Origin of the sequence: Parabacteroides sp. AF27-14, assembly GCF_003635425.1 — a bacterium.
In the GTDB taxonomy this organism is placed as follows: Bacteria; Bacteroidota; Bacteroidia; order Bacteroidales; family Tannerellaceae; genus Parabacteroides; species Parabacteroides distasonis.
Window position 1 is genome coordinate 138,100 of sequence record NZ_QTLZ01000003.1, and the last position, 14,694, is coordinate 152,793.

13 protein-coding genes are annotated in these 14,694 nt (G+C 43.5%); 6 read left to right on the forward strand and 7 right to left on the reverse strand.

Translation table 11 applies throughout. The features are described 5' to 3' along the window. Nucleotides 1–98 precede the first annotated feature (98 nt). From DWY79_RS04495 to DWY79_RS04515, 5 genes are all read left to right on the forward strand, one after another. A complete protein-coding gene (locus tag DWY79_RS04495; protein WP_005861083.1) occupies nt 99–605 on the forward strand; it encodes a DoxX family membrane protein in 507 nt (168 codons plus the stop codon). 5 nt (nt 606–610) lie between these two features. Next, nucleotides 611–2,269, forward strand: a complete 1,659-nt coding sequence (locus DWY79_RS04500; protein ID WP_005861085.1) for a Gfo/Idh/MocA family protein — start codon at nt 611–613, stop codon at nt 2,267–2,269. A gap of 177 nt (nt 2,270–2,446) precedes the next feature. Next, nucleotides 2,447–2,854 (forward strand): DUF6249 domain-containing protein, encoded by a 408-nt coding sequence (locus DWY79_RS04505; RefSeq protein ID WP_008773927.1) that lies wholly within the window; start codon nt 2,447–2,449, stop codon nt 2,852–2,854. A 10-nt stretch (nt 2,855–2,864) separates the two neighbouring features. After that, on the forward strand, nt 2,865–3,428 hold the full coding sequence (locus tag DWY79_RS04510; protein WP_122368931.1) for an RNA polymerase sigma factor: 564 nt from the start codon (nt 2,865–2,867) through the stop codon (nt 3,426–3,428). Between the two features lie 2 nt (nt 3,429–3,430). Continuing rightward, nucleotides 3,431–3,808 carry a hypothetical protein gene (locus tag DWY79_RS04515; RefSeq protein WP_226769929.1) on the forward strand — a complete coding sequence of 126 codons (378 nt, stop codon included), beginning with the start codon at nt 3,431–3,433 and terminating at the stop codon, nt 3,806–3,808. Nucleotides 3,809–3,854: 46 nt separating this feature from the next. Here DWY79_RS04515 and DWY79_RS04520 read toward each other — a convergent pair whose 3' ends face one another. The 7 genes from DWY79_RS04520 to DWY79_RS04550 form a co-directional block, all read right to left on the reverse strand. Further along, on the reverse strand, nt 3,855–4,940 hold the full coding sequence (locus tag DWY79_RS04520; RefSeq protein ID WP_005861094.1) for a hypothetical protein: 1,086 nt from the start codon (nt 4,938–4,940) through the stop codon (nt 3,855–3,857). 25 nt (nt 4,941–4,965) lie between these two features. Further along, on the reverse strand, nt 4,966–5,502 hold the full coding sequence (locus DWY79_RS04525) for a hypothetical protein (protein ID WP_048927914.1): 537 nt from the start codon (nt 5,500–5,502) through the stop codon (nt 4,966–4,968). Between the two features lie 2 nt (nt 5,503–5,504). Continuing rightward, nucleotides 5,505–6,035 carry an RNA polymerase sigma factor gene (locus DWY79_RS04530; protein ID WP_057326035.1) on the reverse strand — a complete coding sequence of 177 codons (531 nt, stop codon included), beginning with the start codon at nt 6,033–6,035 and terminating at the stop codon, nt 5,505–5,507. Between the two features lie 132 nt (nt 6,036–6,167). Further along, on the reverse strand, nt 6,168–6,929 hold the full coding sequence (locus DWY79_RS04535) for a NigD-like protein (RefSeq protein ID WP_048927916.1): 762 nt from the start codon (nt 6,927–6,929) through the stop codon (nt 6,168–6,170). A 94-nt stretch (nt 6,930–7,023) separates the two neighbouring features. After that, complete coding sequence (gene lpxB / locus DWY79_RS04540; RefSeq protein WP_121961253.1) at nt 7,024–8,157, reverse strand: lipid-A-disaccharide synthase; 1,134 nt, start codon at nt 8,155–8,157, stop codon at nt 7,024–7,026. 17 nt (nt 8,158–8,174) lie between these two features. Continuing rightward, the gene (gene surE, locus DWY79_RS04545) at nt 8,175–8,942 is read right to left on the reverse strand and encodes a 5'/3'-nucleotidase SurE (protein ID WP_005866690.1); all 768 of its coding nucleotides are present in this window, start codon (nt 8,940–8,942) and stop codon (nt 8,175–8,177) included. A gap of 125 nt (nt 8,943–9,067) precedes the next feature. Beyond that, entirely contained in the window at nt 9,068–10,009 is a 942-nt protein-coding gene (locus tag DWY79_RS04550; protein ID WP_122368932.1) for an Rpn family recombination-promoting nuclease/putative transposase, read from the reverse strand. A gap of 1,041 nt (nt 10,010–11,050) precedes the next feature. Between DWY79_RS04550 and DWY79_RS04555 the strand changes: the two genes are divergently transcribed. Beyond that, complete coding sequence (locus tag DWY79_RS04555) at nt 11,051–14,506, forward strand: DUF6383 domain-containing protein (protein ID WP_122368933.1); 3,456 nt, start codon at nt 11,051–11,053, stop codon at nt 14,504–14,506. Nucleotides 14,507–14,694: the final 188 nt, after the last annotated feature.

Genomic DNA, 14,694 nt, shown 5'->3' on the forward strand with positions numbered 1-14,694 from the left:
GCATAAATAACGCCCGAGGCCTAAATCTATGATTTTAGCTTCGGGTGTTGTGTTTTTAATAATCGACTTTTTCTAAACCAATTTTTTAGGACCAAGAAATGAAAATAGAACAAGGTTACACGAAAGCGCAGATGACTTGGCTGATGATGCTGCGTCTTTTTATAGGTTGGCACTTTATGTATGAAGGCCTAGTAAAAATCATGAACCCAAAATGGACATCTCTACCCTATCTACTCGATTCAAAGGGTCCCGCTGCTTCATTTTTTATCAAATTGACTCAAGACGACAGTTTGATGACGACCATCAACTTCTTGAATGAGTGGGCTCTGTTATTGATCGGCCTAGGCTTGACTTTAGGCTGTTTGTATCGTTTATCTTCTGTTGGAGGTATGATTCTTCTCGCTATGTACACGTTATCCCACCCCTCTTTTGTGGGAGCGAGCTATATGATGCCGTTTGAAGGCTCTTATTTATGGATTGACAAGAACCTTGTGGAGTTCGCCGCCTTAGGTTTGATGTGCGTATTCCCTACATCACAAATCATAGGATTCGATCGTGTGTTAGGACGTGTGTGTCCGATATTGCATAAACTTAAATTTATTTGATACCCATGGCAACAGAAGATGCAAAGAATACTCCTTCTCAGGAGCAAATGCCCGATAAAGGACGTCGGGACACATTGAAGACATTGGCTACAGTGCCTATCTTAGGTGCTTTGGCATATGGCGTTTATCAAAAAAGGAAAGACGCTTTAAGAGGCCGTAACATATCAGATGTATTTCAGGTAAGTAACAGACAGGCCTCCTATTTGGAGCCGCAAGGCGATGGCAAGAAGATCCGTATCGGTTTGGTCGGCTTCGGTATTCGTGGAAAGCAATTGATGCGTGCCGCAGGTTTCGCTGAGCCTTCTTGGATCGATAAGATGAAAGAAGCTAATAAGTTGAATAAGAAAGACACGCGTTATCAGCAATATATGGAGCAAGATGATCTGAATATTGAGATAACCGCGGTTTGTGATATATTTGATGTATATGGTGAGGCCGCTGTATTGACCGGTTCCAATATCCATCGTGAGGGTAGCGGCGGTAAGTTCGGGCCTGCTCCGAAACGTTACCGGACTTATCAAGAGTTGGTAACGGCTCCGGATGTGGATGCCGTTATTATCGCTGGTCCGGACCACTGGCATAGCACGATCGCTATGGCTGCGGCACGTGCCGGAAAGCATGTATATTGCGAGAAACCGTTATCATGGACGGTTCCTGAGACGTATATGGTTCGCCAAGTGATCAAAGAGACCGGAGTTGTATTTCAGTTAGGTCACCAAGGACGTCAGACCGATTGCTATCAGAAGGCCGAGGAGATTATCGGTAACGGATTATTAGGTCCTGTTAACTTGATCGAGGTTTGTACGAACCGTAACTCTCCAAATGGTGCTTGGGTATATGATATTATCGAAGGCTCAAATCCTAATACGATTGATTGGAAGCAGTTCGAGGGTGATCCTGAGCGTATTAAGGAATATATGGATTATATGACATCCAACAAGCTTGAAAGATATATCGGTCCGGACGAGCGTAGCAAGTTCAGTCTGGAACGTTTCTTCCGCTGGCGTTGCTGGTGGGATTATAGTACAGGTCTTTCCGGTGACTTGTTGACACATGAGTATGACGCTGTCAACCAGATCATGCATGTGGGTATACCTCATTCCGCTACTTCATCCGGCGGTGTTTATTTCTTCAAGGACGGACGTACGGTACCTGATGTATTGCAGACTACTTTCGAGTGGCCGGATCGTGACTTGACGATGTTGTATAGCGCTACATTGGCAAGTAGCCGTAACCGTGGCAAGGTGTTCATGGGGCATGATGCTTCTATGGAGGTTTCCAATATCTTGGCTATTACGGTTGACCAAGATTCCACTCGTTATGCGGATAAGATCAAGGAAGGTATTATTCCTACAGATACTCCGTTCTATACCTATGTACCGGGACAAAATAGCTCGGATTCCGTTACATCTCCTACGGAGTTGTATTTCGCTAAACGTGGTTTGCTGTATACGTATGTAAATGGTAAACGTTATGATACGACTCACTTGCATATCCGTGAGTGGCTAGAATGTATCCGTCAAGGCAAGACTCCTAGCTGTAATATCGACGCTGCTTTCCAAGAAGCTATGACTGCCCACATGGGTACGCGTGCTTATCTGGAAGGACGTACGATGTACTGGGATAAGGACAAAGAAGAGATCGTAAGAGGTGAACTTGCGTAAGTATCTAAAAAGACGATAAATAACTTTCCCAAGAAGCGAACTTCATAAATGGATGGAGTTCGCTTCTTTTATTTGTGCATGTATAAAATTTCTTCTCTTTTTTGTAACCGATTTGTGATTACTCATGTCTTATTGATAAAAGCGAATAATTTATTAAACCTTTAAAGAATAAAAGATATGAACGAGTTGTGGATTCCTATTTTAGGTGTTATTTGTGCGGTAGGTATGCCGGTATTGTTAGGTATTATCGCTAGTTACATGACCATTAAAAGTAAGCATGAGGAAAAGATGGCGATGATCGAGAAAGGAATTGTGTTGGAAGAGGCTATGCGCCCCGAGAGAAGGCCTAATCGTTATAATACCCTGCGTAACGGTATTTTTATGATCGGTTTGTCATTGGGTGTGATTGTCGGTATGATGGTCGACTCTGCTTTCACTTACGATAGCGATTGGTTCTTTTTGTTAGTTCCGGCTATTACGATTATGTTCGGTGGAGTAGCTTTTATAATTTATTTCTTTCTTTCCCGTTCTTTAATGGAGAAGGAGAGATTGGAGGACGAGAAGAAAATGCGTCTGGAAGAATAAACGATACCGGATGGATGAGCGAAAGTGGATAGAACGTATTTTGGCAGGGGACACGCAAAGTTTCTCCTGCCTTGTCGCGAAGTATGAGAAGATGGCTTATACCATCGCTCTTCGTATCTTGGAAAATCGCGAGGAGGCAGAAGAGGCCGTACAGGATGCGTTCGTGAAGATGTATCGTGCTCTTTCCGATTTTCATTTCGATAGTAAGTTCTCAACATGGTTTTATAGGATCGTGTATCGTACGGCGTTGACGGCCTTGAGACAACAGCGTATGTTCGTGAGTTATGAGGAGGCGGGCCCTGTAGACCTTTCGAATGGCGAGGTTGAATCGGCTACGGCTTTATTAGAGCGTGAGGACCGGAAAGAGATGATCGCACGTACGCTGAAAAAGCTTCCGGCTGATGAGGCCTTGTTGCTTACTCTTTATTATTTGGAGGAATGCTCGGTGGAAGAGATCTGCCAGATCACAGAATTGAGCGCTTCTAATGTGAAAGTAAAACTATTCCGTGGGCGGAAACGGTTTTATGAAGTATTGCAAGATAAAATGAAATTAGAGACAGCTGATTTGTTATGAATATGAATGAGAAAGATATTGATCATTTGACACGTAAGTTGATGCGAGGGACGGCGGAACAACCTTCGGCCTCATTAAACTCCCGTATTATGGCATTGATTATACAAGAGAAGAAGCGGGTATATAAGTACTATATCAAGAAACGATTTACACCTGTAGGCATTTTTAGCATATTTGTCGCTTATATGCTTGTGTTAGTAGGCATCTTGTATTTGGTTAAGCTTTCTCCGGGCGGGGCGGAAACGGTTTTAGGCTCTTTGCGAGCCTATTTCCCGATTGTTTTAACGATTGCTTCCGGGATCTCTTGTTTCTTCCTGTTTACACAACTCGATAACTGGTTGAAGAGAGAAGAGATACGCCGGCAAAACACCTCAAAATAAAAATATCCGGTTGTAGAGACGGGGCACGCCCCGTCTCTACAACCGATTAATTGGCCTTGACTTTTAGATTTCCATATCGATTTCCTTCGAAGTGAATCGTCGGTTGCTTTCCACCATTAATCTCATAGGTGTAATTCTTGTCACGATCCTCATCGTCAAAATGCTTGCGGGTGATATTGAAACCGTTCACGTCGCAGCTTGAATACTTCATGTTCTCCGCTACTATCCGGAAAGAAGTTTTTGCGGGAAGCGCTACCTCTAAATTTCCATAATGGGATTCTACGTTCACCTTCGAGAAAGAGGGAGACAAGTTCCGTATCTTTAAGTTACTATAGCTAAGACTACTTACATTTAATGCATCCTTAAGAGTCCCGATTTTAGCGTCGCTGTACTTAATCTCCATGTCTAGTCTGCTTACGCTTTCAATGGTGAGATTACCATATTTAATCTCCATGCGTAAAGATTGTATATCCTGTATATCCAGATTGGAATATTTGCTGTCTATCGTTAAATCTTTAGCGTTGCGAATCTTGGCGGTTCCTACGTAGCCCAGATCCAGTTGGGCGTCCTGTAGATTTCCTACCTCGATGTTACCATATTTGGCCTCTATCATTGCGTTGGCTGTGAAATTACCCGCATTCAGGTTGCCGTATTTTACATGGATATCCATGTTGCCGTTATTATCGCTTGGCAAGTTGATATTTCCATATTTCTGGTTCAAGTCTGCGGCGAGCTTAGGAGGCATCTGGATATAATAATTGATCGTCATGGACTCGTTATTCGAATTGCTATTCATCTCCTTCTTTATCGTAGTGACCGCTGAGACAATACCACCTATCTTCTTGGTCTCGATTTGGATACGGTCCAAGTTCTCTTGAGCACGTTCCTCGCTGCGAGCCTTACATTCTACCTCAACCCGTATAGCTACCGTATTCTGATTCCAGTGGGTAACGGTGATGTTTCCATAACGATTTTCTACTTGGAGACGATCACCGGCGCTTACGCTGTAGGATTGGGATATCTCTTTTTTCTTGATCTTCTCTTGTGGCCTAGCTATTGCCGATAGATTGCATAGCAGCAATACGAAAGTCAGCAATACGGCGGGACTCAATTTTACGTGTGTCGTGTTCATGATTGATATGTATTAATTGTTATTACTATTTCTGGTTATCCGTGACTTGTTCCATTTGCTTAAGCATCAGCGTGAGGCCCTCCAAGCTATTGCTGTAATGCTGGGTCATGGCGAAGAGACCGTCGTTGGAACAAGGCAAGGTAGGGAGTATCGTTTCCTCGAACATATAATTATCCGTGAGGATCCGTTTGCTCTCTTGCAATAACTCTTCCGCTCCCGGTGTCCGGTCCTGTTTATACAACTTCTTCATCTGCGTCAATACGTCGTTCATTTGCATATTGTAATATAGACGTAGTTCCTCGATCTCTTCTTGGGCCTCGCAGGTCTGGGCCGTGGTCTTTTGCGCGGGTTCCGGCAGACCGGTCCCTCCCGGCAAGCGGAATAAGAGCAACAAAGCGATAGAGGCAGCTATGGCAAAGGCCGATAGGTTGTATAGGGCCGCACGGTTTTTCCGTGGCTTCGGCAGTTTTTGCTCGAAACGTTCGAAGTGACCTTCGGGAAGCATCTCATCTTCCTCGAATGCGTCACGGTTTGCGTCTATGAAATTCTTTAGTTTATCCATGTTTAATTGGCTGCTATAATGTCTAACAATTTCCGCTTAGCGCGTAGGTACTGGCTACGGACACTTGGCGGTTGGATTTTCAGGATAGAGGCGATCTCTTCCATATCATATCCCTCAAAGAGGTAAAGCGAGAGGATTATGCGATAGCCTGCCGGCAACTTCGTGGTGGCTTCCTTTATCTGTGCCACGGAGTATTGGATATCTTCCTCGTCCGGCCCTTCCTCGTCCGGTTCGGCCAGATTGTCGGAAAGTTCCTCTTGGTCCGGTGCTTGGCGACGTACATAATCGATGGCCGTATGGATGGCGATACGATGCATCCATGCCTCAAAGCATTGCCCGTCATGATATTGGTCCAAGCGTGTGAAGATCTTGAGGAACGAGTCCTGCATGGCTTCTTCCGCCTCGGATGAGTTGCCAACGATACGCAAGCAGGCTATATACAATCGCTGTGCGTATTGTTTGTACAACTTCAGTTGCGAGCTCCGGTCTCCCCGGCGGCAACCCTCGATCAGATGTTCGGTTACTTTGTCCATTTGTTTATATAAACGAGAGTGATGCCTTGACCGTTGCATCTTGTAGCGTAAAAATACAAAAAAAAGAAAGGCATCATCTCGACGCCTCTCCTCCTGAACTAAATGATAAAAATAAAAGTTATGTGGGAAGGTTTATTTCATGTCTGTTATATTGGAGATACTATCGTTCGTATAGCCTTGCGAAGTACCTTCCATTTTTGTCTTATCCGAATTATATTTCAATTTATAAGCCTGTTTCCCGTCGGAAGTCCAATAGTTTACGACAAGATCGACCGTCTCTCCTTTGGTATCCGGCAAGGAAGACAAATTGAACGCCACACGTCCGGCCCCGATCGTATATTGGGGATCATCGTAAGCGTTATGCCTAAACTCCAGCGTATAAGGATCATTCTCGGCATCCGGTTGGATCAGGTTGATAAAGTGGGCGGTCTTGCCTCCCCAGAGTGTCTCGAAATAGATATTCAAATATCCGTCTCCGATCCACATGTTATTCTCATAAATACTTACCGGGTCCGTACCATAGATCGAATCATTAGCCGCTCCCTCGTTCTTAGCGATGGATTTCGTAAGGATGTTATGGATCGCGTTAACCTTGACATAATGGGAGAAACCTCCTAGATTACTTTGGGTGGAATCCGCCAATATCGTGAAGTTCACCAAGGCACGTTGGTTAGGCTTCGGCTGATAGTTCGGATAGTTCGTGGCGGCGGGCCATAGCTTATCTCCGTCGTCCAGCCGTAAGTAATATACGTTATTGCCTTCCGGTACTACGGTAGCGACCGCTATCCAGATATCACCTAAAGAATACGAGTCATCGTCATCTAAGCAAGAGGGTAGGGTAAGGGATACTAAAGCGATCCCGATAACCAATAAAAAAGCTCTCAACGTCTTCATTCCTTTTGTTTCTTAAAAAGTTCACATTTCATCGTTCTATGAGGAAAGATGTAAGTTCGGGGTGAAATGCTGCAAAAGACGTTAATAAAAGATGTTAAGAACCAAGGGATTCAACGATTAGCCGTGCCGTACGCTTTGAAGCCCCGGGCATTCCTAGCGTATGGATAATCTCGTCGTATCCGTCTAGCATTCGTTTTCGATAGGCCGGATCTTGTAGGATACGTCCTAGCTCGTCTTGTATTTGCGATTCGGAGAAGCGGGCTCCGAATAGTTCTTGTACGATCTCCCGTCCCCCGATCAGGTTCACGAGGGATATGTATTTCGTATGGAAGAAATGCTTGAAAATAAAGCTGGCCAACTGTCCGGCCACGACGTAGTAGCAAACGACTTGCGGAACCCGGAACAGGGCGGTTTCCAAGGTTGCCGTGCCGGAGGTTACCAAGGCGGCGGCGCTATGTTGTAGCAAGGGATAGGTTTTACCGAACACGATCTTGGCGGGATAAGAGCCTATGTATTCTTGATAGTAGGCAGGATCGATGCCTGGCGCTCCGGCTATTACCGGCTGGTAGTCGGGATATGCGGAGGCTACTTTCAGCATGGTCGGTAAATTATCCTTGATCTCTTGTTTGCGGCTACCGGATAGCAAGGCGAGGATAGGCTTGTCGGCCAATCCTTCCTCTTTGATAAATGCATCTTTGGGAATCGCTTGATGCTCCTTGTAATAGGCGACGGAGTCTACAGAAGGATTTCCTACGTAATCTACCGAATAATTAAGCTTCCGGAAAAACTCGGTCTCGAACGGCAGGATGCAGAACATACGATCTACATAACGCCGGAAGTCCCTGATGCGGTATTGTTTCCAGGCCCATATCTTGGGGGATATATAGTAATATACCGGGAGACCCAATTGGGTTTTCACATATTTGGCGATCTTCAGGTTGAATCCCGGGTAGTCAATTAAGATGACGACATCTGGTTGATAGCGGCGGATATCCTCTTGGCACGTCCTCATGTTATTTAAGATGGTGCGCAAGTTCAGCAATACCGGGATAAAGCCCATGAACGCCATCTCCCGGTAATGTTTGACAAGGGTTCCTCCGACGGCTCTCATCAGATCGCCGCCCAGAAAGCGGAACTCGGCCTTCGGGTCATTCTCTTTCAAGGCTGCCATCAAATTCGAGGCGTGCAGGTCTCCGGAGGCTTCTCCGGCTATCAGGTAATACTTCATGAATTGAGAATTGAAAATTAAAGGATCCAGTTGTTTAGGGTGGCCATGAAGTTGTAGTCCGTAACGTCGATCTTGCAGGGGACTAGGGAGGCGTATCCGCTGTCCAGCGCAAGCATATCATTGTCCGGGTGGATGGGTTTGGCGCTTTCGAAAGCTCCTGTCAACCAGAATACGGGCTCTCCGCTGGCGTTCTCGGAACGCTTGAATTCACGTACCCAACGACCGTCAGCTTGGCGACAAACTTTCAATCCTTTCACTTGCGGTAGCTTCGGCACGTTGAGGTTTAAGTAGGTTCCGTGCGGTAAGCCTTCTTTTAATACCCGGCGTGCCAGCATACGTCCAAGACGGCAGCATTCGGAGAAGTCGGCATCAGCCGCATGGTCCAGTAAGGATACACCCATGGAAGGGACATTGAAAATACAGCCCTCGGCGGCGGCACCCATCGTTCCGGAATAATTTACGCAGATAGCCATATTCCCCCCGTGGTTGATACCGGAGACTAACAGATCGGGCTTGCGCTCCAAAACCTCATTAATCGCTAATTTAACACAATCAACCGGTGTCCCGGTGCAACTATAGATGGTAAGTCCTTCCTCCTTTTTCAACAAGGTATACTTGATAGGAACTAAAGATGTAATGGCACTACCCATCCCGGAACGAGGTCCATCGGGAGCGAATACCACCAAATCGCCTAGATCTTTCAGGCACTCAATCAATTCGTTAATACCTTTAGCCCATACGCCATCATCATTCGTGATCAGAATCAACGGTCTCTCGTTTGTCATATCGTTTTATCCTTATAGTTGTCGTACAAAGGTAACAATAATTTGCGAACAATGGTTGGGGTGTGAGGGATGGGAGTTGTCCTTTCGCCTAATCAGTTGTTGATCAGGCGAAAGGTCTCAGATTATTATAGTTTCTCTATTTCTTCTATGGAGAGGCCGGTGGCAAAGGCGATTTGCTCTATACTAACTCCTAATTTCTTAAGATTAAGTGCTATGGAGTGTTTCTCTTCCTGTCGCCCTTCAGCTTTTCCTTTTTGCAAACCTTTCTGTAGCCCTTCCTCCAATCCTTTTTGCAATCCTTTTTCCATGCCTTCTTCCATCCCTTTTTTCATGCCTTTCTCGACGGCGAAGTCCAAGGTGTTATAATAATCATTATACATCTTCCACTCCGCCTCGTACTGCTTCCGTTGCTTGGGTGTTAGGTTCGCCATGGATCCGATGCGTTCCAACCGCTCGAATATGGCCTTGCGTGCCTTGAATGGCATTCTGTCTAATGTGTCCATATGCTTTAGTACATAAATCCAACGTTCAAAATCGGTCTCGCATTCTTCCTCCTCTTTGTTGAATCGGGGAAGCTCAATATAGATCTGGCGGAACTTGGGGTTGAATACCTGTCCGTTCTCTCGGTCCGCCAGCACGATGTCCCTTCGGAACTTTCCTTCGTTCCTGTTATTGTTTGGCCTGTTCTCCTCGTCTAGCGTGAAGTTCAAGAAAAAAACACCGTACACGGCCGTCAGCTCATAGTCCCATGTTCCCTTTATCCCCTGTTCCACCACCGAGTGCGAGAGGTAGTATAAGGCCCTGTCCTTGAAGTGGGGCTGTTCCCTGTTCTGCATCTCGATTATGATCCGTTCGCCCTTGTCGGTCTCGCAATGAATGTCAAAGATGACTTTCCTTCCTTGCTCTGTCTCGGGCAATCGCTCATTGTTCATGATTCTCAAGTCCATGATCGTATGCTCCCCTTCGAGGAGGTCGTTCAGGAACTCGATTAGTATGTCCTTGTCCATTTCCCTACCGAATATGTGCTTGAAGCCGAAATCGGTGAAGGGATTGATAAATTTTCCCATAGTGTTTATAGGTTTCAGTGATTAATAATGAATAATAGTATAATAAGACGGGGCACCCTGTCTTCCGGTTGTAAAGATACTACTTTTTTAATAGGATAGGCATCGTTTTAGCTTTTAAGAAAACACGTACGAGTTTTTTCGGAAACACGTACATGTTTTTCGAAAAACTCGTACGTGTTTTTTGAGAGGCATAATGTAACTACTTCAAATACCGGATCAGCCGATAAATCGTGGGGATAATTTTCCTGAATGTATATTCCACCAAGGGATAGTATGGCCAGGCACTACATGATCTGATCATTTCACATTCGTGAAGAGATCTTTTCACCTACGTGATACAATCGTTTCGCATAGGTGAAAAGATTGTATCACAACCGTGAAACGATTTCATGGGTAGATAGAGCAAGCTACTGCCGATAATGTTTGTATTAAATAGAAAGACTCAACGGTAACAACTCTTCGTAGGCATCTCTGCGCTCCCTTTCACAGCCTTTACAACATATCACTGACATAAAGCAAGTTGGCTGACGTGAAACGTGCGATAAACAAATTGAAGTGTAGATAAAAGTACATTGCGAGATTATCCCCACGATTTATCGGGTGAGCCTAAAAAATTCGATTCTCCGGGAGTTAAGAATACAAGATGTCAAAGTGTTATATTTTGATATAGATATAAATGTACATGTGTACATTAGTATAGGAGAGTAAAGTTTATATGATTAATAAATATTTTTCTAGTATAGAAACGACTAGTTTAAACGATCGATTCTTTTAGTCATTTGCAAAGGTACGCGTTTCTTCGATACTTGCAACCCTTCCAGACGATTTTTTTATCGCTTATTCTCTTTCTTATCAATAGGATAGGTTATCCTTCACGAAACAAGCGATTCCTTCAACGAACCTCCCGTCTCGACGCTCAAAAAACGCAAGATTTAGACGATCGTTTAGACTAGTCGTTTTTAATAGCAAACGACGATTTTCAATTAGTCTAACAGGTTGATTATCTTAATAAACACTAGTATTAATATTAATTTATTTATTATGAACAAAAAGTTTTCTACTCTTTTGGCAGGTGCTGCGCTTGTTGCTGCGGTATCTGCTAATGCGCAGAATCTTGCTGATGTTAAGGACGGAGTGGCTCTTGACATTAACAAAAGTGCACAAGCTTTGCCTACGTATGACAAAGATACCAAGGGCGGCCTTTATCAATTGAGAGATGCGAATGATCAGATCTTGATGATGAAGGAAGTGAATGGCGAATATTCATTGGTCGCAATGAGTGCCAATGATAAGGATTTCGTTTTGAAAAATACGTTATGGTGTGTGACTACTCAGCCGTATAGTCAAGGTCAAGCGGTAAAATTCGATTTCATGAACAAGGGTACTGGCATGATGTTGGATATCGCTATGGGTGATGATCTGAAAAGTGCGGATGGTAAGAAGGGCTATTGGTGGAAGCCTATAATCGGTGGTGAGATCTCTGGTTGGGCCTTTTCTTCTGTATTGAATAAGTTGGAGAAGAATGTTCCTTTGTATTCTCACTTTAGCACAGACTCTGTTATTGGTTTGTTGAACGATAACGGAACTATCAAGGTCGCTAAATATGCCTTGAATGATGTAAAGGTAGATCCTACAGCTGCTACAGACGTTACAGATCTTTCAAACCTTTCAACTGAAGCGAAGAATACGTTCTCTGGCTTTACTTTGTATCAAGCAGAAGATATCGTATTAGATGCGGATCAATTGAATAAGATTTTCGATTTGCAGGATGCTGATGCGGGTGTTAAATTGAATTTCTCTCCGGATGTTAAGGGTACCAGCTTAAAGAATCCGTTCAACGAGAAGGAATTTATCGCTGAATCTACAGGTGATAACAAGTATTACGATGTGAATGCTAGCAGTACTGCGACTTTGACAAATGGCGAATGGCTTTATGTGACACGTAAGAACGATGATAATAAGGACACTTATTTGAAGGTCGATACAGCTTATACAAATGAGACCGGTGCCAAGTTCTTGGCTTATGGCTGGACTGGTCCTAGCAAAACACAAGAGGCTATTGATCGCTTAGGGGATTTACAAGATCAACATAAGTTCTTATTTGTTTATTCTCCTAGCAAAGATGAATTGAAGATCTATGTAAAAAAGATCACTTGGAGAGGTGATGATGATAAGGTAAAATATTGGAAAGAGATTTATCAAAAGACAGACAACCAAAGAAATAACTGGCGTGTGTCTTTGCAAGATTTGATCAAGGATGAGACTCGTATCTTGACCGTTGATTATTCCAAACAGAATACAACCATCAAATTAGGTTATGGTGGTTGCGAGGCTGATCAATCAAAGACCTCTGTTAAGGATGGTGTTTACTACATCATGAACAAGAAGGGTGAGTACTTAGCTTCTCCGATCTATGAGAATGGCGTGATTCGTTGGACTACCGTGAATGCTGATGAGCAAAATGTAGCTCATATGCCAGCCTATCAATGGGTTGTTTTGAAGACAAACGCTAAAGATCAGAATAATCTGTCTTCAGTAACAGCTACTAACCGTGAGTTTGAGGATGCGAAAGGAACATTTAGTTTGTATAAGAATGCTGATACGGAATATGTATATACAAAAAGCAATGTAGAATTAACACAAGATGGTGTTTCTTCTAAATTTACAGTAGCAGCGAAGAGTGACTTACGTTTTCTAGAGGTTCCGGCCGAGGCTGTATCTGATTCTTTGTTAGGTTATAAGAATTTAACGAACGATGAGTTGAAGGTTAATAAATATACATTTAATTACTGGCATCCGTATGCGACGGATAAATACATCGCTAAGTCTTCTAAAGACTCAACTTTGACAGTTAATGTTGGTGTATCTGCCTTTAATGTAGATACTGCTAAGAGAAGTGCAAACAGCTCTGTATATGCGGTAGAGAAGTTTGGTTTCAAGGTAGAGAAAGAACATCAAGATCGTATCAAAGGCTTGAAACAACTTTATAGAACGGCTTATGTAGTGAAATTAAATGGTATTGGCTTAGCTATCAATAAAGAGGATAAGTTCAATGTACCTACTCATAACGATTATCGGACTACAGGCGAAAATGAGGAGGTTACTCCGTTCTTCTTCAAGGAGAATAATGAGATCAAAGAAACGGGTAAGTGTTATTATGCGATCTTGTCTACTGAAAAAGACACTAAAGATGTAAACGATGTACATTATTCAATTTCAGATGACAACAAGGCTGGTGTATCTGACTATGATGGCTCTGCTACATTGAAATCTCAAGTATTGAAAGAATCCAGAACATCCGCATTCGCTATCGAACCGGATGAGACTCCACTGTACCGTCGTTTCAATTCTCTTGAGCTTGAAGGTAATGAAGGTGACAAGGCTGATACATTACGTTTCATCGAGAAATATCGTAAAGAGTACTTGCAAGTTGAGAACAACAAGAATTTCATGAATGGTGATATCGATTTCTTAGGTATCTACACTCCGGATAAGACGGAAGATGGCTTGTCATTCATCGTTGATACGGCATGGGTAAATCGTGGCGCTGGTAATATCAAACCTCAGTATTTGATCTCAATCGATCGTAACGACTTCGAGGGTACACCGGGTGTTGCTTGTACATATACTCACAATCACTATGACAATGAAGGTAACAAGGTAGACGCAGCGCACTGTTCACATGCTACTCCGGCTATCCCCGGTTTCGAGAGAGGTAAGTATTTGATCAACTTCCATGATTTCGCTTTGAAACATGATAAGGCTAATACTTCCGATGCGAAGAAAGACGCCGCTTATATGTGGAAGAAATATGATCGTGCCGGTTTCGTAGAGGCTGTTCGTGTAGCTGATACATTGTTCATCTTGAGAGACGAATTCAAGAACTTGAAGAATGAGGAGATCACGATTGAGGCTTTAAATAAGGCTGAGGAAGCAGCTTGGGCTGCCGCTAAGAAGGCTGGTGTAAGCAAGGATAACTTCGTATCTTACAAATATGTTTTATCTGGTGACAACCACAAGTATGTGACTTGGTCAATGCGTTTCGTTAACAGAAATGCTGCCGCTAATGAGGTTGAGGCTGATAGATCATTCTTGTTCGAATCAATGCAGGCAGATGGTCTTGACATCGCTCCTACAAAAGCTGCTTGGTTGAAAATGCAGAATGGTTGCTTGGTATTGTCTGATAAAGATGATTCTAAGTTTGACGAAACTGCTACCGGTGGTGATGACGCTTTAATCTTCAACGTAGAGCAAGGTGACGATATCGCTACAGATAACGAGACAATCGATGCTGTAGAAGGTGTTTCCATCACAACTGATAATGGTACTGTAACTATCCAAGGCGCTGCTGGTAAATCAGTAGTTATCTCTAACATCTTAGGTAAGGTAGTCGCTGAGACAGTTCTTACATCTGATAACGCAACAATTGCCGTACCTGCCGGTATCGTAGCTGTAGCTGTTGATGGTGAGGAAGCTGTTAAAGTGGTTGTTAAATAATTAAACAAATAGATAGGTCAAGAGATGGGGGTTCCCCCATCTCTTCCTTTAAGAAGATATTTATAATTCTGAAATTCCCGTGTGGAGATAGATTCTTCAAGTACACCGCGATGGTAGAACATGCGGGGGTATTAATACTAAAGTAATAAATTAAAAGCTCAGGTCACGAGAACTTCTGTGAAGAAATG

Excerpts from the sequence above, each read along its gene's own strand:
- DWY79_RS04495 (WP_005861083.1), top strand. The coding sequence starts at position 99 with ATGAAAATAGAACAAGGTTACACGAAAGCGCAGATGACTTGGCTGATG.
- DWY79_RS04500 (WP_005861085.1), top strand. The coding sequence starts at position 611 with ATGGCAACAGAAGATGCAAAGAATACTCCTTCTCAGGAGCAAATGCCC.
- DWY79_RS04505 (WP_008773927.1), top strand. The coding sequence starts at position 2,447 with ATGAACGAGTTGTGGATTCCTATTTTAGGTGTTATTTGTGCGGTAGGT.
- DWY79_RS04510 (WP_122368931.1), top strand. The coding sequence starts at position 2,865 with ATGGATGAGCGAAAGTGGATAGAACGTATTTTGGCAGGGGACACGCAA.
- DWY79_RS04515 (WP_226769929.1), top strand. The coding sequence starts at position 3,431 with ATGAATGAGAAAGATATTGATCATTTGACACGTAAGTTGATGCGAGGG.
- DWY79_RS04520 (WP_005861094.1), bottom strand. The coding sequence starts at position 4,940 with ATGAACACGACACACGTAAAATTGAGTCCCGCCGTATTGCTGACTTTC.
- DWY79_RS04525 (WP_048927914.1), bottom strand. The coding sequence starts at position 5,502 with ATGGATAAACTAAAGAATTTCATAGACGCAAACCGTGACGCATTCGAG.
- DWY79_RS04530 (WP_057326035.1), bottom strand. The coding sequence starts at position 6,035 with ATGGACAAAGTAACCGAACATCTGATCGAGGGTTGCCGCCGGGGAGAC.
- DWY79_RS04535 (WP_048927916.1), bottom strand. The coding sequence starts at position 6,929 with ATGAAGACGTTGAGAGCTTTTTTATTGGTTATCGGGATCGCTTTAGTA.
- lpxB (WP_121961253.1), bottom strand. The coding sequence starts at position 8,157 with ATGAAGTATTACCTGATAGCCGGAGAAGCCTCCGGAGACCTGCACGCC.
- surE (WP_005866690.1), bottom strand. The coding sequence starts at position 8,942 with ATGACAAACGAGAGACCGTTGATTCTGATCACGAATGATGATGGCGTA.
- DWY79_RS04550 (WP_122368932.1), bottom strand. The coding sequence starts at position 10,009 with ATGGGAAAATTTATCAATCCCTTCACCGATTTCGGCTTCAAGCACATA.
- DWY79_RS04555 (WP_122368933.1), top strand. The coding sequence starts at position 11,051 with ATGAACAAAAAGTTTTCTACTCTTTTGGCAGGTGCTGCGCTTGTTGCT.